Below are 22,904 nucleotides of genomic sequence, written 5' to 3' on the forward strand. Positions count from 1 at the left end.
ACGACGAAGGCGGCGCGCTGCACGCGCGCCGCCTTCCGCCGGTTCGTCTCAGACGTTGAAACCGAGTGCCCGCAGCTGCTCACGACCGTCGTCGGTGATCTTGTCGGGGCCCCACGGCGGCAGCCACACCCAGTTGATCCGGAAGTCCTGCACCAGGCCGCCGCCCGGGCCGGTGGTCAGCGCCTGCCGGGTCTGGTCCTCGATCACGTCGGTCAGCGGGCAGGCCGCCGAGGTCAGCGTCATGTCCAGGGTGACGACGTTCTCGTCGTCCACGTGGACGCCGTAGACCAGGCCCAGGTCGACCACGTTGATACCGAGCTCGGGGTCGACGACGTCCTTCATCGCCTCCTCGACGTCGGCGGTCGACGCCTTCTTGACCGGCTCGGCGCCCTTCGCGGACGAGACGCCCACCTCCGGCACCTCGACCGGCTCGCCCGCCTCCGCGGCCTCCGCCCGCTCGGCCTCCAACCAGCCCGGGACCTGGTCCTCGGCGGGGGAAGCCGCGCCGGCCGGTGCCGTCGCCACCGTCTGCACGGAATCGATCTGTTCGCTCATGCTTTCACCTCCGGGCTCGCGCCCACCTCGACGCCCGCGCGCGCCGCCGCGTCCTTGAACGCCATCCACGGCAGCAGGGCGCATTTCACCCTGGCCGGAAACTTCGCCACCCCGGCAAACGCGATCCCGTCACCGAGCACGTCCTCGTCCGGCTCCACCTGGCCGCGGCTCTGCATCAGCTCGACGAACGCGTGGTGGATCTCCGCGACCGCCGCCCGGTCCTTACCCTGCAGCAGCTCGTGCAGAACCGATGCGGAGGCCTGGCTGATCGAGCAACCCAGCCCGTCGTACGAGATGTCGGCCAGGTCGGCGGTGACCCGCACGGTGATCTCGTCACCGCAGGTCGGGTTGACGTGGTGCGCCTCCCCGTCGAACGGCTCACGCAGGCCACGCCCGTGCGGATGCTTGTAATGATCCAGGATGATGTCCTGGTACAACCCGTCGAGCATCATCAGCCGAACACCTTCCGCACCTGGTCGAGGCCGCGCGCCAGGGCATCGATCTCGTCCGTGGTCGTGTAGAGGTAGAACGAGGCCCGGGTCATCGCCGGCACCCCGAACCGCACACACACCGGCCGGGCGCAGTGGTGGCCGACCCGCACCTCGACGCCGAGCGCGTCCAGGATCTGCCCGACGTCGTGCGGGTGCACGCCGTCCACCCCGAACGACACCGTGCCACCGCGGCCCTCCGGCTTGACCGGGCCGTAGATCCGCACGCCGGGGACGGCGGAGAGCTGCTCCAGCGCGTACCGGGTGATCTCCTGCTCGTGCCGGTGGATGTTCTCCATACCGAGCCCGGTCAGGTAGTCCACCGCCGCGCCGAGGCCGATCGCCTCGGTGATCGGCGGGGTGCCGGCCTCGAACCGGGCCGGAGGCGCGGCGAACGTGGTCTTCCCCATCGCCACGGTCTCGATCATCGACCCGCCGGCCAGGAACGGCGGCATCGTCGCGAGCAGCTCGTACCTGCCCCAGAGCACGCCGATGCCGGTCGGGCCGAGCATCTTGTGTCCGGTGAAGGCGATGAAGTCGACGCCCAGCTCGCGCACGTCAACCGGGAAGTGCGGCACCGACTGGGAGCAGTCCAGCATGACCAGGGCACCGACCTGACGGGCCCGCGCGACCAGCGCGGACACGTCGTTGATGGTGCCGAGCACGTTCGACATGTGCACCACCGAGACGAGCTTGGTGCGCTCGTTCACGAGGGCGTTCAGCGCGGACTCGTCGAGCCGGCCCTCGTCGGTGATACCGAACCAGCGCAGCGTGGCGCCGGTCCGCTCGCAGAGCAGCTGCCAGGGCACCAGGTTCGAGTGATGCTCCATCTCGGAGATCACGACCTCGTCGCCCGGGCCGAGCTTCAGCAACTGACCGGCCGCGTGCGCGACCAGGTTGATCGCCTCGGTGGAGTTCTTGGTGAAGACGATCTCATCGGTGCTGCCCGCACCGATGAACGCCGCCACCTTGGCCCGGGCGCCCTCGTACAGCTCGGTCGACTCGGTGCCTAGGGTGTGCACCGAGCGCGACACGTTGCCGTTGTGTTTCTCCTGGTGGGCGCGCATGACGTCGAGCACCTGCACCGGCTTCTGCGAGGTGTTGGCACTGTCCAGATAGACCAGCGGGTGGCCGTTCACCTCCCGCTCGAAGATCGGGAAGTCCTTGCGCACCCGCGCGACGTCGAAGCTCATTTGTTCTCCCGCTATCAGGCGTTGACGAACTTCTTGTAGCCCTCGGCCTCGAGGCGCTCGCCCAGCTCCGAGCCGCCCTCTTCGACGATCCGGCCACCGACGAAGACGTGCACGAAGTCCGGCTTGATGTAGCGCAGGATCCGCGTGTAGTGGGTGATCAGCAGGAAGCCGGTGTCGCCGGTCGCCCGGACCCGGTTCACGCCCTCGCTGACGATCTGCAGCGCGTCGATGTCGAGGCCGGAGTCGGTCTCGTCGAGGATCGCCATCTTCGGCTTGAGCAGCTCCAGCTGCATGATCTCGTGCCGCTTCTTCTCACCGCCGGAGAAGCCCTCGTTCACGTTGCGCTGCGCGAACGCCGGGTCCATCTGCAGCTTCTCCATGGCACCGCGCAGCTCGCCGGCCCAGGTGCGCAGCTTCGGCGCCTCGCCGTCGATCGCCGTCTTCGCGGTACGCAGGAAGTTCGCCACCGAGACGCCGGGGACCTCGACCGGGTACTGCATGGCCAGGAAGAGACCGGCGCGGGCGCGCTCGTCGACGGTCAGGGCGAGCACGTCCTGGCCGTCCAGCGTCACCGAGCCACCGGTGATCTCGTACTTCGGGTGGCCGGCGATGGAGTAGGCCAGCGTCGACTTGCCGGAGCCGTTCGGGCCCATGATGGCGTGCGTCTCGCCCGACTTGATGGTGAGGTCGACCCCGGCGAGGATCGGCTTCAGCTCGCCATCCGGCAGCTTCACCGAAACCTGCAGGTCGCGGATCTCCAGGGTGCTCACGGCTCTACTCCATTGCTCGGTTTCGTCGAAACGTAGATGTCTCCGTCGCGGATCTCGACGGGATAGGTCGCCACCGGGTCGATGGCGGGCGGTCCGGAGGGCTCACCGGTACGCAGGTCGAAGCGCGAGCCGTGCAGCCAGCACTCCAGCATGCACCCGTCGACCTCCCCCTCGGTGAGGGCCACCGAGGCATGGCTGCACTCGTCGCGGACCGCGTAGAAGTTGTCGTCGTCGGCGTGCACGACCGCGATCTCGACACCGTCGACCTCCACCTGGAGCGCGGTGCCCTTCGCGATGTCGGACGCCGGCCCGACGTTCTCGAACATCACTACTGACCCGCCTCGGCCAGCCGCGCCTCGATGGCATCGCCGAGCCGCTCGCGCAGCGCCTCGACCGGGATCTTGTGAATCAGCTCGGCGAAGAAGCCACGGACGACCAGCTTGCGGGCCTCAGCCTCGGGGATGCCCCGCGCCATCAGGTAGAACAGCTGCTCGTCGTCGAACCGGCCGGTGGCGCTGGCGTGCCCGGCGCCGGCGACCTCACCGGTCTCGATCTCCAGGTTCGGGACCGAGTCCGCGCGGGCGCCGTCGGTCAGCACCAGGTTGCGGTTGATCTCGTACGTGTCGGTGCCGGTCGCGGCGGCCCGGATCAGCACGTCGCCGACCCAGACGGTGTGCGCCGACTTGCCCTGCAGCGCACCCCGGTAACCCACGTAGCTGCGGCAGTCCGGCACCGAGTGGTCGACCAGCTGACGGTGCTCCTGGTGCTGGCCGGCGTCGGCGAAGTAGAGCCCCCAGAGCTCGGCGTCACCGCCCCGCCCCGTGTACTCCACGCTGGTGAACTGGCGGACCAGGTCGCCGCCGAGGGTGACCTGCACGTGCTGCACCCGGGCGTCCTTGCCGACCCGGAACCGCACGTGCTGGGCCTGCACCGCGTCGCGGTCCCACTCGGCCAGGGTCACGAAGGTGAGCTGGGCGCTGTCGCCGAGCACCACCTCGATGTTGTCGGCCAGGGTGACCGTGCCGGTCTGCTCCAGCACGACGGTGGCCTTGGCGAAGTTGCCGACCTTGACCACGGTGCGCGCGGCCGCGGCCTCGCCCCCCTTGCCGACCAGGCGGATCACGGCCGCCTCGGCCGGCTCGGCCTCGGCCGCCACCTCGATCACGGTGACGCCGGCGGCCGAGCCGTAGGCCAGCGCGCTGATCCGGTCGAACGGGATGAGTACCGGCTCGACGTCGTCGGCGGTGGTGACCGTCACGCCGGCGGGCAGGTCGCCGTACTCCACGGAGGGTGCCGCGCCGGTCAGCGCCGTGGCCTTGACCAGGTCACTCAGCCGCTTGAGCGGGGTGAAACGCCACTCCTCCTCCAGGCCGTTGAGGGCCGGGAAGTCGGCGACGTCGAAGGAGCGCAGCACCTGCGACTTGGTGCTCGGCGGGGCGATGGCCTCGGTAGTCATCTCGTCCTTTGGATTCTTCGGGGGCGGGGTGAGGCGACGGGGGCGGTCAGCCGACCGCGCCCTCCATCTGCAGCTCGATGAGGCGGTTCAGCTCCAGGGCGTACTCCATCGGGAGCTCCTTGGCGATCGGCTCGATGAAGCCGCGCACGATCATCGCCATCGCCTCGTCCTCGGTCAGGCCCCGGCTCATCAGGTAGAAGAGCTGGTCCTCGCTGACCTTGGAGACGGTCGCCTCGTGACCCATGTTCACGTCGTCCTCGCGGATGTCGACGTACGGGTACGTGTCCGAGCGGGAGATCGTGTCGACCAGCAGCGCGTCGCACTTGACGGTGCTCTTCGAGTGCGCGGAGCCCTCCAGGACCTGGACGAGACCGCGGTACGACGTACGGCCACCGCCACGGGCGATCGACTTGGAGATGATCGTCGAGGAGGTGTGCGGCGCGGCGTGCACCATCTTGGCGCCGGAGTCCTGGTGCTGGCCCTCGCCGGCCATCGCGATCGAGAGCACCTCGCCCTTGGCGTGCGGGCCGGTCATGTAGACCGCCGGGTACTTCATCGTGACCTTGGAGCCGATGTTGCCGTCGATCCACTCCATGGTCGCGCCCTCCTCGCAGGTGGCGCGCTTGGTGACCAGGTTGTAGACGTTGTTCGACCAGTTCTGGATCGTCGTGTACCGAACTCGCGCGTTCTTCTTGACGACGATCTCGACGACCGCGGAGTGCAGCGAGTCGGAGGAGTAGATCGGCGCGGTGCAGCCCTCGACGTAGTGCACGTAGCTGCCCTCGTCGGCGATGATCAGGGTCCGCTCGAACTGGCCCATGTTCTCCGTGTTGATCCGGAAGTAGGCCTGCAGCGGGATGTCGACGTGCACACCCTTCGGCACGTAGATGAACGAGCCGCCGGACCACACGCTGGTGTTCAGCGCGGCGAACTTGTTGTCGCCGACCGGGATCACCGTGCCGAAGTACTCCTTGAAGACGTCCTCGTGCTCCTTGAGAGCCGTGTCGGTGTCGAGGAACAGGACACCCTGCGCCTCGAGGTCCTCACGGATCGCGTGGTAGACGACCTCGGACTCGTACTGCGCGGCGACGCCGGCGACCAGGCGCTGCTTCTCCGCCTCCGGGATGCCGAGCTTGTCGTACGTCGACTTGATGTCCTCCGGCAGGTCCTCCCAGGAAGCGGCCTGCTTCTCGGTGGAGCGCACGAAGTACTTGATGTTCTGGAAGTCGATCCCGGTGAGGTCGGCGCCCCAGTTCGGCATCGGCTTGCGGTCGAACAGGCGCAGGCCCTTGAGACGCAGGTCGAGCATCCACTGCGGCTCGTTCTTCAGGGCTGAGATGTTGCGCACCACGGCCTCGGACAGACCGCGCTGCGCGGTGGCGCCCGCGACGTCGGCATCGGCCCAGCCGTACTCGTACTTGCCAAGAGCGGCCAGGTGCTCTTCCTGAGTGACGATCTGGTCAGTCATGTATCTGTCCTAACCGTGATTTCGGCGATGAGGCTGCCGCAGTCCGTTTGGTGGGCGGCGGGTGGCGTAGTCGGGTGCGCACCGCGAGCCGGGATGTGCGTGGTGCACACCCCGTCGCCGTGCGCGATGGTCGCGAGGCGCTGCACGTGGGTACCGATGAGCCGCGAGATCACTTCGGTCTCGGCGTCGCACAGCTGAGGGAACTCGGCGGCCACGTGCGCCACCGGGCAGTGATGCTGGCACAACTGCCCGCCGGACGCGATCGTGGTCGCGCTGGCAGCGTAGCCCTCCGCCGTCAGCGCATCGGCGAGTGCCTCCGCCCTGGCGATCGGCTCGGTGCCGGCCTCGTGCAGGGCCGACCGGCAGCGGTCCTCCAGCGCCTGGATCTGGGCCGCGGCGAACGCGCTGACCGCCTCCGGCCCGTTGTGCTGAGCGATCCAGCGCAGCGCGGCGGCGGCGATGTTGTCGTAGTGGTGCGGGTTCAGATCGTCGCGGGCGGCGGCGGTGAGCACGTAGGCCTTTGCCGGGCGGCCCCGGCCGCGCGGGCCGGTGCGACGCACCTCACGGGTCTCGACCAGGTGCTCGGCGAGCATCGCGTCCAGATGTTTGCGGATCGCGGCGGGGCTGAGCCCGAGCTGGGCGCCGAGCTCGGCAGCGGTGGCGGGGTCACGCTGCAGCAACTGGGCGACGCGATCACGGGTGCGGCCGTCCGATGCGGCGGCAGACGCCCCCGCACCACTGCTGGCCAGCACCTCGTTTTTCACTACCACAACGTTACGTATTTCCTCCGAGAGCTGCAAACCCGGTCTCGGTGATCCACCACACCGGCCTGCGGGGATGCGTTATTTCAAGATCAACTTTGCGCGTACGATCCACCGGGTGAAGTCCTTCGAGCCGCTGTTCCGCCCGTTCACCGCCGTGCTGCGCCCACTGGCCCTCGCGTCCCTGGTCGCCAACGTCGCGCTGATCGTCACCGGCGCGGCGGTCCGTCTCACCGACTCCGGCCTCGGCTGCCCCACCTGGCCCAGGTGCACCGACGAGTCGTACACGACGACGGCCGCGATGGGCGTCCACGGCGTCATCGAGTTCGGCAACCGGATGCTCACGTTCGTGCTGGCCCTGCTCGCCGTCGCCTGCTTCCTCGGCGCCCTGGGCCGGCCCCGCCGCCGGTCGCTGGTCCGGCTCTCGGTCGCGGTCGGCCTCGGCATCCCGATGCAGGGCGTGGTCGGCGGCATCACCGTGCTCACCAACCTCAACCCGTGGGTCGTCGGGCTGCACTTCCTGCTCTCGATCGCGCTGATCACCGTGGCGTACGCGTTCTGGCGCCGCGTCGACGAGGGCGACGCCGCGCCCGTGCCGCTGGTCCCGGGCCCCCTGCGCGCGCTCGCCGGCCTCACCACCCTGGCCAGCCTGGCCGTCGTCGCCGTCGGCGTGGTGGTGACCGGCAGCGGCCCGCACTCCGGCGACCGCGGCGCCAAGCGCAACGGACTCGACCCGGCCGGGATCTCCCAGGTCCACGCCGACCTGGTCTTCCTGCTGATCGGCCTCTCGGTGGCGCTGTGGTTCGCGCTGCGCGCGGTACAGGCCCCGCCGGCGGCCGTCCGGGCCGCGCTGACGCTCGTCGTGGTGGAGCTGGCGCAGGGCCTGGTCGGCTTCGTCCAGTACTTCACCCACCTGCCGGTGGTGCTGGTCGCCTGCCACATGCTCGGCGCCGGACTGGTCTGGACGGCGACGCTGGCCGTCCTGTGGTCCCTGCGGGAGCGACCGACCGGGTCGTCCGCCGCGTCGCCGTCGGTCACCCCGTCAGCGGCCCAGGAGCCGGTTCCCGCCGTCTGACCGGCCAGGCGGTCGGTCGCGGTCACGCCGGACCGGGGGTCACCACCACATCCAGCCGGCCACGCCTGACCGATTCGCATCTCGCCACCCGGGCCCGAGACACCACCACGCCCAGCCGGCGGAAGTTGATCCCGGATGCGATCTCGTGGGTCGCGCCAGCAGTGCCACTGCTGGCGTGCCAGCCATCGTTCGCCTCGGGTCACCGCCCCGGCCGCCACCCGCGGTTCGCGGATGGACACTGACGCTCACCAGCCACCATCCGCCTCCGGTCACTGCCCCGGCCGCCACCCGCGATCCGCGGACGGACACTGACGCTCACCAGCCACCATCCGCCTCCGGTCACCGCCCCGGCCGCCACCTGCGGTTCGCGGGATGGCGCGTTTGCTTGCCGAAGGTACGGCGGGATTGCGGAAACTTGCGGTCCGGCTGGTGCTGATGGTTCTGCCCCGACCCAGGATCCGGCCGCCAGACCCAGCCGAGCCGCACCGGCTGGGCCACAGCGTCGCAAAAATCGCGCCGATACGACCATGACAACCAGCCGGGACCGACACGAACCGCCGCGGACGCGGAAACTTTGCGCACGTACCGCCACGCAAGCCTTGGATGCGCCGTCGCGGCCCACCTGCCAGGACCATCCGACCGCATCCCGTGACGACCGCGCCCATCAGCCGACACGAACGGCGCCACCAGCCGTAGCCCACCGGCCACACCGCATGGCGACCAACCCCAGCCACCCACCCCGCAGCGAGCAGCGCTACCGGCCGGTCACGTCCACGGGGCCTCAGTGGTCGTACTCGGGAATGGTCTTGAATTTGATGCTTGCCGCCGGTGAGCCCGGCTCGGACCCGGCGCGACGACGGAGTTGGGGGCGCCGCGTTCGAGCCGGGTGGTCAGACGCGGGCGAGGATGGCGTCGGCCAGGCGTTCGGCGGCGCCGGGGGCGGTGCTGAAGAAGAGCGACGGTTCCGTGAGTTCGAATTCCACCATCATCGGGGCGCCGTCCGGCCCCGGGATCACGTCGACCCTGGCGTAGAGGAGGCGCTTCGCGCCGCCGGGGACCGCGGCGAGAGCGAGCCGCGCGACCTCCAGTTCCGCCTCGGACGGGGTGCGTGGGGCGATGTCCTCGGTGCCCGGGTCGATCTGGTGTTCCCCGGTGTGCCGCAGCATCGGGCCCTTGCGGATGGCGTGGCTGAACGTCAGCTCGCCGGTGGCGTCGGGGAGACAGAGCACCGCGGTCTCGCCGGCGGTCTCGATCGCGGAGAGGTAGGGCTGGATCATCGCGGTCCGGCCGGTGGTCGTGAGCCGGGTGACGTGTGCGCGCGCCGCCTCGAGCTGGGCGGGCAGGGTGTAACGGGCGGTGTCCTGGCTGCCGGCCGAGACGGTCGGCTTGACCACCCACTCGCCCTCGGCGGGTGGGGACCAGGTCTCGCCGGGGCCGACGAAGCCGGTCGGGATGACCGGGACGCCGGCCTCGGCGAGTTCGCTGAGGTATCGCTTGTCGGTGTTCCAGGCGATGATGTCGGCCGGGTTGGCCAGCCTGGGAACACCGCGCGCCCAGTCGACGAACTGGTCACAACGGGCGACGTAGTCCCACGGCGACCTGATCACCGTGAGGTCGTAGACCGACCAGTCGGCATCCGTGTCGTCCCAGCGCACCGCGTCGACGGCCACGCCGCGCGCCCGCAGGGCGTCGCGCAGCAGATGGTCGTCGTCCCAGAGATCGGGAAAGATCGCGCAGGTGACCAGGGCGACCCGGGTGTCGACGGGCATCAGCGGGCCATGCTCCGGCGCGCCATCGACCGCCACAGGTCGTTGCTGGGCCGCATCTGCTCCAGCAGCTCGCGCTCCCACGCGTTCTCCACCTCGACGCCGGCGTGCTCGCACGCCTGCCGGGCGACGCCGGTGTCCTGGGCGAACTGGTCGGACCACTCGCCGTCCTCACCGACGAGAACGATGCGGGCGCCGCGCTTACCGACGTACTCGATGACCGCCTTGGCGCCACCGTGCCCGGCGGCGAAAGTCTTGATCTCGGAGGTCAGTGTCGTTACGGAACCTTCTGCCATGCCTCGCAGCCTAAGCACTCAGCGAGGTTTCCCGGGGTACTCCGGAGTCCTTTTGTGACACCCGTTACCAGCGGGTTCCTCCGTCAACCGCATCGCTTTGTACCAATTGCGCCCGAATTGCGAAGTGAACAGAATCAGTCTATCGAGTGACGGGGTGTAGTTGACGCTGGTCACATTGCGGGCGTCCGGTGCGACTTGCCCGTAACCGGGATCACTTAACGCAACCTCAGACCAGCGCATCCACGGCAATCGCCATGAAGAGCACCGTCAGGTACGTGATCGACAGCTGGAACAGCCGCATCGGCTTCACCAGACCGCCGTTGCGGGTCTGGTAAACCAGCCGGATCGATTCGCCCAGGAAGAGCACGCCGGTGATCACCGCGGCGGCCCCGTAGATCCAGCCGAGCCCCAGGTCCACCCCGAGCGGCCAGGCGATCAGCGACGAGGCCACGGTGAGCACGGTGTAGAGCAGAATCTCGAAGTTCACCCGGGACGCGGAACGCACCACCGGGAGCATCGGGATGCCGGCCCGGGCATAGTCGTCCTTGTACTTGATGGCAAGTGCGTAGAAATGCGGCATCTGCCAGAAGAAGACGACCGCGAAAAGCGCCCAGCCCATCGGGGCGATCGATCCGGTGACCGCCGCCCAGCCGATGACCACCGGCGCCGCGCCGCAGACACCGCCCCAGAACGTGTTCGCCGGGGTGCGCCGCTTCAGCCAGAGCGTATAGATCACGTCGTAGTAGAAGATCGAGAACGCGGTCAGCGCGGTCGCCAGCCAGTTGGTCAGGACGGCCATCAGGACCACCGACACCACGGCCAGCGTCAGCCCGAAGATCAGCACCGCGCGCGGGGTGATCTCGTGGGCCGGCAGCGGGCGCCGCTTGGTCCGCTTCATCAGCTGGTCGATGTCGCGGTCGATGTAGCAGTTCAGCGCGCTCGCCGCGCCGCCCGCCAGCGCGCCGCCGACCAGCACCGCGAAGAAGGTGACCAGCTCCGGCCAGCCGCCGGCGGCCAGCATCATCGTCGGCACTGTGGTGACCAGCAACAGTTCGACGATCGCCGGCTTGGTCAGCGCGAGGTACGCACGGAACACCGCCATCCGGTCACGTCGCGTCTCCACGCGTGGCGCAGGCTCCGCCACGCCGGGCGACCGTCGCTGGACGGAACGCTCGGTGATCATGCTCACGGACAGCCACCTTCCGGCATTTGGACCAACTCGCAGCCGCCTCCCGGGCGTCGATCGACCCGGCCCAGCCGCCCGGACAGCCTACGCGCCACCGTCTGCGCTGCTCGGGGCACCCGGCAAGGATGGAGACCATCACACCCTTCAACCGCGTGTCCGCTCACAGCGTATGTGCCTATGACGTTCGCTGCGCAGACGTTTAGCCCTACTGGATAGGGTCAAGCCGAAAAAGGGTTCCACAATCCCTGCCCCGAGGAGCACAACAGACGTGGGTGCCAACGATCCTGCTCTCAACTGGTCCGACCTCGACCGCCAGGCGGTCGACACGGTGCGGGTCCTGGCCATGGATGCCGTCGAGAAGGCCGCCAACGGCCATCCCGGCACGGCCATGAGCCTGGCGCCGGCCGCCTACCTCCTGTTCAACCGGGTCATGCGGCACGACCCGACCGACCCGCACTGGGCGGGCCGCGACCGGTTCGTGCTGTCCTGCGGCCACTCCAGCCTCACCCTCTACATCCAGCTCTTCCTGAGCGGCTACAGCCTGTCGCTGGACGATCTGAAGTCGCTGCGCCAGTGGGAGTCGCTGACCCCGGGCCACCCGGAGTTCGGCCACACCCCCGGCGTCGAGATCACCACCGGCCCGCTGGGCCAGGGCATCGGCAACGCGGTCGGCATGGCCATGGCGGCCCGCCGTGAGCGTGGCCTGTTCGACCCGCAGGCGAAGCCCGGTCAGTCCCCGTTCGACCACCAGGTCTACTCGATCTGCTCGGACGGTGACATCGAGGAGGGCGTCAGCCACGAGTCCAGCGCCATCGCCTCGGTACAGAAGCTCGGCAACCTCACGGTGATCTACGACGACAACGAGATCTCCATCGAGGACGACACCCGGATCGCGAAGTCCGAGGACGTCGGCGCGCGCTACGAGGCGTACGGCTGGCACGTCCAGACCGTCGACTGGCGCTCCTCCGACCCGTACACCGAGGACGTCGAGGCGCTCTGGAAGGCGATCCAGACCGCCAAGTCGGTGACCGACAAGCCGTCGTTCATCGTGCTCAAGACGATCATCGGGTGGCCGGCGCCGAACAAGCAGAACACCGGCAAGATCCACGGTTCGGCGCTGGGCGCCGCCGAGGTCGCCGCGACCAAGGAGATCCTCGGGTTCGCCCCGGAGCCGTTCGCCATCGACAACGACGTCGTCAAGCACGCGCAGCAGGCCATCGAGCGTGGCAAGGCGGCGCACGCCGAGTGGGACAAGGCGTTCCAGACCTGGGCCGACGCGAACGCCGAGGCGAAGAAGCTCTTCGACCGGCTCGCCGCGAAGAAGCTGCCGGAGGGCTGGGCCGCCGCGCTGCCCGAGTTCCCGGCCGACGCGAAGGGCCTGGCCACCCGCGCCGCGTCCGGCAAGGTCCTGGAGGCGCTCGCGCCGGTGCTCCCCGAGCTCTGGGGCGGCTCCGCCGACCTCGCGGAGAGCAACAACACCACGATGAAGGGCGAGCCCTCCTTCATCCCCGCGGAGTACGCGACCAAGGAGTTCCCCGGTCACGAGTACGGCCGCACGCTGCACTTCGGCATCCGTGAGCACGGCATGGGCTCGATCCTCAACGGCATCGCGGCGCACGGCGGCACCCGGCCGTACGGCGGCACCTTCCTGGTCTTCAGCGACTACATGCGCGGCGCCGTCCGGCTCTCCGCGCTGATGAAGCTGCCGGTCATCTTCGTGTGGACGCACGACTCGATCGGTCTCGGCGAGGACGGCCCGACGCACCAGCCGATCGAGACGCTCACCGCGCTGCGCGCCATCGTCGGCCTCGACGTGGTTCGCCCGGCCGACGCCAACGAGACCGCGTGGGCCTGGCGCGGCGCCCTGGAGCACACCGACCGCCCGACCGCGCTGGCGCTGTCCCGGCAGAACCTGCCGACCATCGACCGGTCGAGGTACGCGTCGGCGGAGGGCACCCTCAAGGGCGGCTACGTCCTCTCCGAGGCGTCCGGCAGCGTCCCGAAGGTCATCCTGATCGCCAGTGGCTCCGAGGTGTCGATCGCGCTCACCGCGCAGGAGCGCCTGGAGGCGCTGGGCACCCCGACCCGGGTCGTGTCGATGCCCTGCCAGGAGTGGTTCTTCCAGCAGCCGTTGGCGTACCAGCAGGAGGTCCTGCCGCACGGGGTGAAGGCGCGGGTCAGCGTCGAGGCCGGTATCCGGATGAGCTGGGACCGCATCATCGGCGACGCCGGCGAGGCGGTCAGCATCGAGCACTACGGTGCGAGCGCCCCGGCGCAGGTCCTCTTCGAGCAGTTCGGGTTCAACGCCGACAACGTCGTGGCGAAGGCGCACGCCTCGCTGGCCAGGCTCGGCGAGATCACCGGTTCCAAGACCGGCAACTGAGGGAGTTGAAGGCAATGACCGACAGACTGGCAGAGCTCTCCGCCCAGGGTGTGGCGGTGTGGCTCGACGATCTCTCCCGGGTCCGGCTGACCAGCGGCTCACTCGACAAGATGCGCCGCGAGCAGCACATGGTCGGGGTCACCACGAACCCCAGCATCTTCCAGAAGGCGCTGTCCGACGCGGACGCCTACGACGAGCAGGTGCGGGACCTGTCCGAGCAGCGTGTCACGGTCGAGGAGGCGGTCCGGCTGATGACCGCCGCCGACGTGCGCGCGGCGGCGGACGTGCTGCGCCCGGCGTACGACGCCTCCAACGGCGTTGACGGGCGGGTCTCGATCGAGGTCGACCCCCGCAAGGCGCACGAGACCGAGTCCACGGTCGCCGAGGCGAAGACGCTGTGGTGGCTGGTGGACCGGCCGAACCTGTTCATCAAGATCCCGGCGACGCTGGCCGGCCTGCCCGCGATCACGCGGACCCTGGCCGCCGGCATCAGCGTGAACGTGACGCTGATCTTCTCGCTGGAGCGCTACCGCGCGGTGATGGACGCGTTCCTGACCGGCCTGGAGCAGGCGAAGGCGAACGGCCACGACCTGTCCAAGATCGGCTCGGTGGCGTCGTTCTTCGTCTCCCGGGTGGACACCGAGGTGGACAAGCGGCTCGACAAGATCGGCAGCGACGAGGCCAAGGCGCTCAAGGGCAAGGCGGCGATCGCCAACGCCCGGCTGGCGTACGAGGCGTACGAGGCGGTCTTCGGGACCGACCGGTGGAAGTCCCTGGCCGCCGCCGGGGCGCACCCGCAGCGTCCGCTGTGGGCGTCCACGTCGACCAAGAACCCCGACTTCCCGGACACCATCTACGTCGAGGAGCTGATCGCCCCCGGCACGGTGAACACCATGCCGGAGTCGGTGATCGTGGCGTTCGCCGACCACGGCACCACCAAGCCCAACTCCATCACCGACAACTACGCCGACGCCAAGAAGGTCTTCGCCGACCTGGCGGCGGCCGGCATCGACTTCGACGACGTCGTGAAGGTCCTCGAGGACGAGGGCGTCGAGAAGTTCGAGTCGAGCTGGAAGGAGCTGCTCGAGCACGTCGAGAAGTCGTTGAAGGCCGGCACCAGCGTCTGACGAACACCTTGCGGCCTGTCGCGGAACACTCCGCGACAGGCCGATCCATTCGCGAAAAACTGGCAGGATGACAACGTGGGTAATCCGCTGCGTACCGCACAGGATCGACGACTCCCGCGGATTCCGGAGCCCTGCGCTCTGGTGATCTTCGGCGTTACCGGTGATCTGTCCCGTAAGAAGCTCATCCCGGCCGTATATGACCTGGCCAACCGTGGCCTGCTCCCCCCGGGTTTCGTGATCGTCGGCTTCGCCCGCGCCGACTGGGGCGACGGCGACTTCAACTCACTGGCCTACGCGGCCGCCAAGAAGGGCGCCCGCACCCCGTGGCGCGAGGACGTCTGGCAGCGGCTGTCGGAGCAGTTCCAGTTCGTGCCCGGCTCGTTCGACGACGACGCCGACTTCGACAGGCTCTCCGAGACCCTGGACGAGCTGCGCGAGCGCAACGGGATCCAGGGCAACACGGCGTTCTACTTCTCCATCCCGCCGGCCGCCTTCCCACTGGTGCTCAACCAGCTCAACCGCACCGGTCTGGCGGACAGCGCGAAGCTCGGCGGCTGGCGCCGGGTGGTGGTCGAGAAGCCGTTCGGCAACGACCTGGCGACCGCCGTCGCCCTGAACGCGCTCGTCGACGACGTCTTCAACCCGAACGACGTCTACCGGATCGATCACTACCTGGGCAAGGAGACGGTCCAGAACATCCTGGCCCTGCGCTTCGCGAACAGCCTGTTCGAGCCGGTGTGGAACTCGAAGTACGTCGACTCGGTACAGATCACCATGGCCGAGGACGTCGGGATCGGCACCCGGGCCGCGTTCTACGACGCGTCCGGCGCCGCCCGCGACGTGCTGCAGAACCACCTGCTCCAGCTGCTCGCGCTGGTCGGGATGGAAGAGCCGACCAGCTTCGACCCGCAGGAGGTGCGGGCCGAGAAGCTGAAGGTCCTCAAGGCGGTCAGCCTGCCGGCCGACATCGCGAAGGGCTCGGTCCGCGGGCAGTACCTGCCCGGCTGGGTCGCCGGCGAGCGCGCGGTGGGCTACCTGGAGGAGAAGAACATCCCGGCGGACTCGAAGACCGAGACGTACGTCGCGGTCCGCCTGGGCATCCAGAACCGGCGCTGGGCCGGCGTGCCGTTCTACGTCCGGGTCGGCAAGCGGCTGCCGCGCCGGGTCACCGAGATCGCGATCCTCTTCAAGAAGGCACCGCACCTGCCGTTCGACCCGGCCGACGTGGAGATGCTGGGCCACAACCAACTGGTCATCCGGGTGCAACCGGACGAGGGCGTGGTGCTCAAGTTCGGTTCCAAGGTGCCCGGCACCGCCATGGAGGTCCGCGACATCGCGATGGACTTCCAGTACGGCGAGGCCTTCACCGAGTCCAGCCCGGAGGCGTACGAGCGCCTCGTGCTGGACGTGCTGATCGGCGACCGCACGCTCTTCCCGGACGCGGCCGAGGTCGAGCAGTCCTGGCGGGTCATCGACCCGCTGGAGGCCGCCTGGGCGGGCACCACACCGGAGCCCTACCGAGCCGGCGAGTGGGGCCCACGGGCCTCGGACGAAATGCTGGAAAGCGAAGGCCGCGCCTGGAGGCGAGCATGATCGGGCTGTGGGACACCACCGGTAACGAGGTCGTCAAGGCCCTCGCCGCGGAGCGCCGCAGCGCCGGGGGCGTCGCCTCCGGGCTGGCGCTCACCCTGATCGCGGTGGTCGAGGAGAAGAAGGTCCGGGAGGCCGAGGCGGCCGCCACCATCGCCGCCGCCGCGCACCCCTGCCGGCTGCTGATCGTGGTCCGCTCCGATCTGGACGGCCGCAGCCGGCTGGACGCGGAGATCGTCGTCGGTGGCCGGCTCGGCCCGGCCGAGGCGGTCGTGATGCGGATGTACGGCAGGCTCGCGCTGCACGCCGAGTCGGTGGTCATCCCGCTGCTCGCCCCGGACGTCCCGGTGGTCAGTTGGTGGCACGAGGAGCCGCCCAACATGATCGCCAACGACTTCCTGGGCGTCGTCGCGGACCGCCGGATCACCGACAGCGCGCAGGCTCCCGACCCGGTGGCCGCGCTGCGGCAGCGGGCGGCCGACTACGCGCCCGGCGACACCGATCTGACCTGGACCCGGATCACGCTGTGGCGGACCCTGGTGGCCGGTGCCTTCGACGCCACCGAGGCACGGGTGACCGGCGCGAAGATCGTCGCGCCGCAGCAGGACCCGACCGCCTGGCTGATGCTCGGCTGGCTCAAGTCCCGGCTCGGCATCGAGCCGGTGCTGGAGCACACCGACCGCGCCCCGCGGATGTACGCGGTGGAGCTCCAGTGCGCCAACGGCGACTGCGTGCGGGTCACCCGGGAGGAGGGCACCGCGCTGTTCAGCCGGACCGGCCAGGAGGACCGGTACATGCCGCTGCCGAAGCGGCCGGTCGGCGACGAGCTCGCCGAGGAGCTGCGCCGGCTCGACGCCGACCAGATCTACGCCGAGGCGCTGGGTGCCATGGCCGGGGTGACCGGCCTGGAGCACCGGCCGGCGAGCCGCGTGCACGTCTGGAAGGACCCGGCGCTGGCCGCCCGGGCCGCCAGCACGACCGACGCGATGGCCGGTTAGAGCACACAACTACGGAACGAGGGGCCGTCCGCCATCGGTGGACGGCCCCTCAGCAGCAGAGGGAGAGCGCAGTGAGTGAGACCGTGGTCGTGGTGGTTCCGGACGCCGACATCCTGGCGTCGACGGTGGCGGCACGGCTCGCCATCCGGATCATCGACGCCCAGGCGGTGCACGGTACGGCGGGCGTGGTGCTGACCGGTGGCCGGGTGGCCGCCAAGGTGCTGGGCCAGCTGCGGGACCTGCCGGCCGCCGCGGCGATCGACTGGTCCCGGGTGGACCTGTGGTGGGGCGACGAGCGCTTCCTGCCCTCCGGCGACCCGGACCGCAACGAGACGCAGGCGCGGGCGGCGCTGCTGGACGCGCTGCCGCTGGACCCGGCCCGGGTGCACGCCATGCCGGCCACGGACGGCCCGGACGGCGACGACGCCGACGCGGCCGCCGCCCGGTACGCCGCGGAGCTGGCCGGAGCCCGGTTCGACGTGCTGATGCTCGGCGTGGGCGAGGACGGGCACGTGGCGTCGCTCTTCCCCGGGCACCCGGTGCTCGGCCGGGAGGGCACCGTGGTGGCCACGTACGACAGCCCGAAGCCGCCGCCCACCCGAATCACCCTGACCCTGGCGACGATCCGCGGCGCCGACGAGGTGTGGCTGGTCGCGGCCGGGCCGGACAAGGCCGAGCCGATCGCCACGGTGCTGAGCGGGGGCGACCTCCCCGCGGCACACGCCCAGGGCGTACGCCGGACGCTGTTCCTGCTGGACGAGGCGGCCGCCGCCAAGCGTTAGGAACGCGACGAGATCTGCTGGACCGCCCAGCCGTTCCCGTCCGGATCGCTGAAGAAGATGAACCCGACGTTGTCCAGCGGATGCGGGGTCGGCGTCGGGTTCTCCCCCAGCGTGGTCACGTCGCTGACGTCGACCCCGCGCGCGACCAGCTCCGCGTGGGCCGCCGTGATGTCGCGGACCACCAGCTGCAGACCCCTCAGCGAGCCCGGCGCCATCTCCGGCACCGCGCCCTTGCCGATCACGATCGAGCAGCCGCTGCCCGGCGGCGTCAGCTGCACGATCCGTACCTGATCGCCGAAGGCGGTGTCGTGATCGACGTGGAAGCCGAGTTGCTCGGCGTAGAACCGCTTGGCGCGGTCGATGTCGGAGACCGGGACGATGACGACCTCGAGAGTCCAGTTCATTCGCACCATGCTGCCATCCGTAGACTCCCGGAGGTGCCTGCTGCGATTCGTGCCTACCGATCGAAGGACCTCGACGACATCTACGACATCTGCGTTCGCACCGGCGCCGCGGGCCGGGACGCCCGCGGGCTGTTCAGCTCCGACCGGCTGCTCGGGGACATCTGGGCGGCGCCGTACGTGATCCTCGAGCCGGAGCACGCGCACGTGCTCGACGACGGCGACGGTCGCGCGGTCGGCTACATCATCGGCACCGCGGACACCGCGAAGTTCGTCGAGCGGTACCGGAACGAGTGGCTGCCGGCCACCGCCGACCGGCTGGTCGACGGCGACCCGCGCGATCAGGTCATGCTCGACCTGTACCGGCGCCCGGAGCGGATGCTGCACCCGGCGCTCGCCGATCACCCGGCCCACCTGCACATCGACCTGCTGCCCGAGTGGCAGGGCAGGGGGCAGGGGCGCGCGTTGATGGCCGCGTTCCTGGCCGGGCTGCGCGCCGCCGGCGTACCGCGCGTGCACCTGGGCATGGCGCGGCAGAATCGCAGCGCCTACGCCTTCTACCAGCGTCTGGGCTTCCGGGACCTGCCGGTCGCGGATGACCCCGGCGCCTGCTACCTCGGCCGGGACACCAGCCCGCTGTAGGCCGGTGACCCGTCCGGGTCAGCGGCCGCGCCGCCGGCGCAGGTTGGCCAGCGCCTCGGCGAGGATCGCCTCGCCGTCCTCCTCGGAGCGGCGCTCCTTGACGTACGCGAGATGCGACTTGTAGGGCTCGGCCCGCAACCGTCCCGGCGGCCGCTCCTGGTCGAGCCCGGCCGGCTGACCGCATCGCGGGCAGTCCCAGGTCTCCGGGGCGGTCACCTCGGCGGCGAACCAGATCCGGCTGTCGTGACCGGCGGCGCAGAAGTAGCTCACCTGCCGGCGTGGTGCTGGTTCGGTGCGCTCGTCGGGACGCATCGGGCTGGAACCGATCCGGCTGCCGCGGATGGCGCTGCCACTGGACACGGACGTCACTCCTGTCTCATGGGGCGGAAAGAAGATCAAAAAGGACGGCGAAAAGCAAAAGCCGCGCGGCCGGTAAAACCGGCCGCGCGGCAGATTGTACGACTCTACCGGCGGGTCAGGAAGGCAGGGCCTGCTTCAGCCAGAACCCGAGCCCGACGATGCAGGCGAACCAGAGAACCGCCACCAGAACCGTGTAACGGTCCAGGTTCTTCTCGGCCACCGACGAGCCCGCCAGGCTCGAGGTCACGCCGCCGCCGAACATGCTGGACATGCCGCCACCCTTGCCCCGGTGCAGCAGGATCAGCAGGGTCAGGAGGATGTTGGTGATGATCAGCAACACGATCAACGTGTACGCGAACGCGATCGGCATGGTCGGGTTCATTCCTCTCGAAGGGCACAGCAGCGGTCCCACAATAGCGGGTGCCCGGCCGTTTTGAACGGCCGGGCACGCACGCAAGACAACTCAGCGAGCGACGTGCTCCTTGAAGCGCACGATGGAGGCGAACTCCTCGGCGTCCAGGCTGGCTCCACCGACCAGGGCGCCGTCCACGTCGGGCTGGGCCATGATCGACGCGATGTTCGACGCCTTCACCGAACCGCCGTACTGGATACGGACGACCTCGGCCACCTCGCTGCCGTACTTCTCGACCAGGCGGCCCCGGATCGCTCCGCAGACCTCCTGGGCGTCATCCGGCGTCGCGGTCTTGCCGGTGCCGATCGCCCAGACCGGCTCGTAGGCGATCACGATCTGCTTGATCTGGTCTTCCTTGAGCCCGTCCAGGCCGGCGTCGACCTGCGCGAGCACGTGCGGGACCTGGTTGCCGGCCTCGCGGATGTCCAGCCCCTCGCCGACGCAGAAGATCGGGGTCAGGCCGGCCGTGAAGGCCGCCTTGATCTTCGCGTTGATCAGCTCGTCGCTCTCGCCGTGGTACTCGCGGCGCTCGGAGTGCCCGATCACCACGTAGGTGCAGCCGAGCTTCGCCAGCATGGAGCCTGCGATCTCCCCGGTGTACGCGCCGGACGCGTGCTTCGAGACGTCCTGCGCGGCGTACGCGATCGCGAGCTTGTCGCCCTCGATCGCGGTCTGCACGGTGCGCAGGTCGGTGAAGGGCGGCACGACCACCGTCTCCACCGCCTCGAGCTGCTCGCTGGTCAGGCTCGCCGCCAGCTTCTGGACCAGCAGATTCGCCTCGTAGTGGTTGAGGTTCATCTTCCAGTTACCGGCGATGATCGGCTTGCGGGTCACGTCACCCATCACTTCTCCAACGCGGCGACGCCCGGCAGCGTCTTGCCCTCGAGGTACTCCAGGGACGCGCCCCCGCCGGTGGAGATGTGGCCGAACGCGGACTCGTCCAGGCCGAGCGTGCGGACCGCGGCGGCAGAGTCGCCGCCGCCGACGACCGAGAAGCCGTCGATCTTCGTGATCGCCTCGGCGACGCCACGGGTACCCGCGGCGAACGGGGCGAGCTCGAAGACGCCCATCGGGCCGTTCCAGAAGACGGTCTTCGCACCGGCGATCGCCGACGCGAACAGCTCCGTCGACTTCGGGCCGATGTCGAGACCCAGGCGGTCATTCGGGATGGCCGAGGCCGCGACCACGTCGTGCTGAGCGTCCGCGGAGAACTCCGTGGCCGCGACGACGTCGACGGGCAGGACGATCCGGCCCTGCGCCTGCTCCAGCAGGTCGGCGCAGACGGAGACCATCTCGGCCTCGAGGAGGGACTTGCCCACCTCGTGACCCTGCGCCTTGAGGAAGGTGAAGCACATGCCGCCGCCGACGAGGAGCTTGTCCACCTTCGGCAGCAGCGCCTGGATCACGGCGAGCTTGTCGGAGACCTTCGAACCGCCGAGGACCACCACGTACGGCTTCTCGGGGGTCTCGGACACCTTCCGCAGGACCTCGACCTCCTTGACGACGAGGCCACCGGCGTAGTGCGGCAGGCGAGCCGCGACGTCGTACACCGAGGCGTGCTTCCGGTGCACCGCACCGAAAGCGTCGTCGACGTAGAAGTCCGCGAATTTCGCCAGCTCGTCGGCGAAAGCCCCGCGAACCGCGTCGTCCTTCGAGGTCTCGCCCTCGTTGAAGCGCAGGTTCTCCAGCAGCAGAACCTGGCCGTCCGCCAGCGCCGCGACCTTCGACTGCGCGTCGGAACCGACGGTGTCGGAGGCGAAGACGACGGAAGAACCCAGCAGCTCCCCCAGTCGCTTGGCGACCGGCGCGAGCGTGTACTTCGGGTCCGGCGCGCCCTTCGGACGGCCCAGGTGGGACGCCACGATCACGCGGGCGCCCGCGTCACGCAGCGCGATCACGGTCGGCAGCACCGCGCGGGCACGGCCGTCGTCACTGATCACGCCCGGGTTGGCCTTGTCGAACGGGACGTTCAGGTCGGCGCGCACGAAGACGCGCCGACCCGAGACACCCTCGCCGAGCAGGTCGTCGAGAGTCTTCAAGATCAGGCTCCGACGAGCTTGACCAGGTCGACGAGGCGGTTCGAGTAGCCCCACTCGTTGTCGTACCAGCCGACGACCTTGACCTGGTTGCCGCCGATGACCTTGGTCAGGCCGGCGTCGAAGACACAGGAGGCCGGGTCGGTGACGATGTCGGCCGACACGATGTCGTCCTCGGTGTAGACCAGGATGCCCTTGAGCGGGCCCTCGGCGGCCGCCTTGATCGCGGCGTTGACCTCTTCGACCGAGGTGTCACGGGCGGCGGTGAAGGTCAGGTCGGTGGCCGAGCCGGTGGGGATCGGCACCCGCAGCGCGAAGCCGTCCAGCTTGCCCTTCAGCTCCGGCAGCACCAGGCTGACGGCCTTGGCGGCGCCGGTCGAGGTCGGCACGATGTTCAGGGCGGCGGCGCGGGCGCGACGCAGGTCCTTGTGCGGGCCGTCCTGCAGGTTCTGGTCCTGGGTGTACGCGTGGATCGTGGTCATCAGACCCTTTTCGATCCCGATCGTGTCGTTCAGGACCTTCGCCATCGGGGCGAGGCAGTTGGTGGTGCAGGACGCGTTCGAGATGATCGTGTGCTTGGCGGCGTCGTACAGGTTGTCGTTGACGCCCATCACGATCGTGATGTCCTCGTTCTTGGCCGGAGCCGAGATGATGACCTTCTTGGCGCCCTTGTCGATGTGCGCCTTGGCCTTGGTGGCGTCGGTGAAGAAGCCGGTCGACTCGATGACGACGTCGGCGCCCAGGTCGCCCCACGGCAGGTTGTTCGGGTCACGCTCGGCGAACGCCTTGAACGTGTGGCCACCGACGGTGATCTCGTCTGCGGTCGCCTTCACCTCGTGGCCCAGGCGGCCCAGGATGCTGTCGTACTTCAGCAGGTGAGCGAGAGTGGCGTTGTCGGTCAGGTCGTTCACGCCGACGATCTGGACGTCGGCCCCGGAGGCGAGTACCGCCCGGAAGAAGTTACGACCGATACGGCCGAAGCCGTTGATGCCAACCCGGATGGTCACAGGTGGTCTCCTCGTTTCGGTCCGCCGGATTGTGCGACCGGCGGAGGATCTCGTGCGGGTCGCGTGGAGCGCCTGCACAGGGGCGTTCGGCCGCCGCGCCCGAAGGAACGAGAACGCCGCAGCAAAAGACACTTCGGCGGCGTCACAGCGGG

The 22,904-nt window shown here is 69.5% G+C and carries 24 protein-coding genes; 7 read left to right on the forward strand and 17 right to left on the reverse strand.

Translation table 11 applies throughout. The annotated features are described in order from the left end of the window. Positions 1–48: 48 nt before the first annotated feature. The 8 genes from CHC09_RS07240 to CHC09_RS07275 are packed head-to-tail and all read right to left on the reverse strand — an operon-like array spanning position 49 to position 6,694. Entirely contained in the window at positions 49–555 is a 507-nt protein-coding gene (locus tag CHC09_RS07240) for a metal-sulfur cluster assembly factor (RefSeq protein WP_089292189.1), read from the reverse strand. Beyond that, positions 552–1,007, reverse strand: a complete 456-nt coding sequence (gene sufU / locus CHC09_RS07245) for a Fe-S cluster assembly sulfur transfer protein SufU (RefSeq protein ID WP_089292190.1) — start codon at positions 1,005–1,007, stop codon at positions 552–554. The genes CHC09_RS07240 and sufU overlap by 4 nt, the downstream gene beginning before the upstream one ends. Further along, complete coding sequence (locus CHC09_RS07250; RefSeq protein ID WP_089292191.1) at positions 1,007–2,236, reverse strand: cysteine desulfurase; 1,230 nt, start codon at positions 2,234–2,236, stop codon at positions 1,007–1,009. The genes sufU and CHC09_RS07250 overlap by 1 nt, the downstream gene beginning before the upstream one ends. Before the next feature lie 14 nt (positions 2,237–2,250). Beyond that, positions 2,251–3,006: a Fe-S cluster assembly ATPase SufC gene (gene sufC, locus CHC09_RS07255; RefSeq protein ID WP_089292192.1), complete on the reverse strand. Its 756-nt coding sequence runs from the start codon at positions 3,004–3,006 to the stop codon at positions 2,251–2,253. Continuing rightward, a complete protein-coding gene (locus CHC09_RS07260) occupies positions 3,003–3,332 on the reverse strand; it encodes a non-heme iron oxygenase ferredoxin subunit (RefSeq protein ID WP_089292193.1) in 330 nt (109 codons plus the stop codon). Before CHC09_RS07260 ends, sufC begins: the two co-directional genes overlap by 4 nt. A 2-nt stretch (positions 3,333–3,334) precedes the next feature. Next, positions 3,335–4,462: a Fe-S cluster assembly protein SufD gene (sufD, locus tag CHC09_RS07265; protein WP_089292194.1), complete on the reverse strand. Its 1,128-nt coding sequence runs from the start codon at positions 4,460–4,462 to the stop codon at positions 3,335–3,337. 46 nt (positions 4,463–4,508) lie between these two features. Beyond that, positions 4,509–5,930: a Fe-S cluster assembly protein SufB gene (gene sufB, locus CHC09_RS07270; RefSeq protein ID WP_089292195.1), complete on the reverse strand. Its 1,422-nt coding sequence runs from the start codon at positions 5,928–5,930 to the stop codon at positions 4,509–4,511. Continuing rightward, a complete protein-coding gene (locus tag CHC09_RS07275) occupies positions 5,927–6,694 on the reverse strand; it encodes a helix-turn-helix transcriptional regulator (RefSeq protein ID WP_239138173.1) in 768 nt (255 codons plus the stop codon). The genes sufB and CHC09_RS07275 overlap by 4 nt, the downstream gene beginning before the upstream one ends. A gap of 106 nt (positions 6,695–6,800) precedes the next feature. Between CHC09_RS07275 and CHC09_RS07280 the strand changes: the two genes are divergently transcribed. Beyond that, positions 6,801–7,766, forward strand: coding sequence for a COX15/CtaA family protein (locus tag CHC09_RS07280; RefSeq protein WP_373871893.1), 966 nt, complete (start codon positions 6,801–6,803; stop codon positions 7,764–7,766). An 890-nt stretch (positions 7,767–8,656) separates the two neighbouring features. On the opposite strand, the gene CHC09_RS07285 is transcribed toward CHC09_RS07280, so the two are convergent. The 3 genes from CHC09_RS07285 to CHC09_RS07295 form a co-directional block, all read right to left on the reverse strand. Next, positions 8,657–9,535, reverse strand: a complete 879-nt coding sequence (locus CHC09_RS07285; protein ID WP_089292634.1) for an ATP-grasp domain-containing protein — start codon at positions 9,533–9,535, stop codon at positions 8,657–8,659. Continuing rightward, positions 9,535–9,828, reverse strand: a complete 294-nt coding sequence (locus CHC09_RS07290) for a hypothetical protein (protein ID WP_089292197.1) — start codon at positions 9,826–9,828, stop codon at positions 9,535–9,537. Before CHC09_RS07290 ends, CHC09_RS07285 begins: the two co-directional genes overlap by 1 nt. Positions 9,829–10,054: 226 nt before the next feature. Next, on the reverse strand, positions 10,055–11,011 hold the full coding sequence (locus tag CHC09_RS07295; RefSeq protein ID WP_089292198.1) for a heme o synthase: 957 nt from the start codon (positions 11,009–11,011) through the stop codon (positions 10,055–10,057). A gap of 271 nt (positions 11,012–11,282) precedes the next feature. On the opposite strand from CHC09_RS07295, the gene tkt reads away from it, so the two are divergent. The 5 genes from tkt to pgl all read left to right on the forward strand — a co-directional run bounded on the left by tkt (position 11,283) and on the right by pgl (position 17,894). Then, positions 11,283–13,397, forward strand: a complete 2,115-nt coding sequence (tkt, locus tag CHC09_RS07300; protein ID WP_089292199.1) for a transketolase — start codon at positions 11,283–11,285, stop codon at positions 13,395–13,397. Positions 13,398–13,411: 14 nt separating this feature from the next. Continuing rightward, a complete protein-coding gene (gene tal, locus CHC09_RS07305) occupies positions 13,412–14,524 on the forward strand; it encodes a transaldolase (protein WP_089292200.1) in 1,113 nt (370 codons plus the stop codon). A 75-nt stretch (positions 14,525–14,599) separates the two neighbouring features. Continuing rightward, positions 14,600–16,117, forward strand: coding sequence for a glucose-6-phosphate dehydrogenase (gene zwf / locus CHC09_RS07310; protein WP_089292201.1), 1,518 nt, complete (start codon positions 14,600–14,602; stop codon positions 16,115–16,117). After that, entirely contained in the window at positions 16,114–17,112 is a 999-nt protein-coding gene (locus CHC09_RS07315) for a glucose-6-phosphate dehydrogenase assembly protein OpcA (protein ID WP_089292202.1), read from the forward strand. Before zwf ends, CHC09_RS07315 begins: the two co-directional genes overlap by 4 nt. 71 nt (positions 17,113–17,183) lie before the next feature. After that, positions 17,184–17,894, forward strand: a complete 711-nt coding sequence (pgl, locus tag CHC09_RS07320) for a 6-phosphogluconolactonase (protein ID WP_089292203.1) — start codon at positions 17,184–17,186, stop codon at positions 17,892–17,894. Here pgl and CHC09_RS07325 read toward each other — a convergent pair. Then, the gene (locus CHC09_RS07325) at positions 17,891–18,298 is read right to left on the reverse strand and encodes a VOC family protein (RefSeq protein WP_089292204.1); all 408 of its coding nucleotides are present in this window, start codon (positions 18,296–18,298) and stop codon (positions 17,891–17,893) included. The two genes, pgl and CHC09_RS07325, sit on opposite strands and share 4 nt — an antisense overlap. 33 nt (positions 18,299–18,331) lie before the next feature. On the opposite strand from CHC09_RS07325, the gene CHC09_RS07330 reads away from it, so the two are divergent. Beyond that, positions 18,332–18,937 (forward strand): GNAT family N-acetyltransferase, encoded by a 606-nt coding sequence (locus tag CHC09_RS07330; protein ID WP_089292205.1) that lies wholly within the window; start codon positions 18,332–18,334, stop codon positions 18,935–18,937. Positions 18,938–18,955: 18 nt separating this feature from the next. Here the strand turns inward: CHC09_RS07330 and CHC09_RS07335 are convergent, their stop codons facing one another. The 5 genes from CHC09_RS07335 to gap form a co-directional block, all read right to left on the reverse strand. Beyond that, positions 18,956–19,297, reverse strand: a complete 342-nt coding sequence (locus CHC09_RS07335) for an RNA polymerase-binding protein RbpA (protein WP_089292635.1) — start codon at positions 19,295–19,297, stop codon at positions 18,956–18,958. Between the two features lie 115 nt (positions 19,298–19,412). Continuing rightward, positions 19,413–19,667: a preprotein translocase subunit SecG gene (secG, locus tag CHC09_RS07340; protein ID WP_089292206.1), complete on the reverse strand. Its 255-nt coding sequence runs from the start codon at positions 19,665–19,667 to the stop codon at positions 19,413–19,415. Between the two features lie 93 nt (positions 19,668–19,760). Next, on the reverse strand, positions 19,761–20,552 hold the full coding sequence (gene tpiA, locus CHC09_RS07345) for a triose-phosphate isomerase (RefSeq protein WP_089292207.1): 792 nt from the start codon (positions 20,550–20,552) through the stop codon (positions 19,761–19,763). Then, positions 20,552–21,754 carry a phosphoglycerate kinase gene (locus CHC09_RS07350; protein WP_179277002.1) on the reverse strand — a complete coding sequence of 401 codons (1,203 nt, stop codon included), beginning with the start codon at positions 21,752–21,754 and terminating at the stop codon, positions 20,552–20,554. The genes tpiA and CHC09_RS07350 overlap by 1 nt, the downstream gene beginning before the upstream one ends. Further along, positions 21,751–22,752, reverse strand: coding sequence for a type I glyceraldehyde-3-phosphate dehydrogenase (gap, locus tag CHC09_RS07355; RefSeq protein ID WP_089292209.1), 1,002 nt, complete (start codon positions 22,750–22,752; stop codon positions 21,751–21,753). Before gap ends, CHC09_RS07350 begins: the two co-directional genes overlap by 4 nt. Positions 22,753–22,904: the final 152 nt, after the last annotated feature.

The sequence above is a fragment of the Actinoplanes regularis genome, from assembly GCF_900188005.1.
Lineage (GTDB): Bacteria > Actinomycetota > Actinomycetes > Mycobacteriales > Micromonosporaceae > Actinoplanes > Actinoplanes regularis.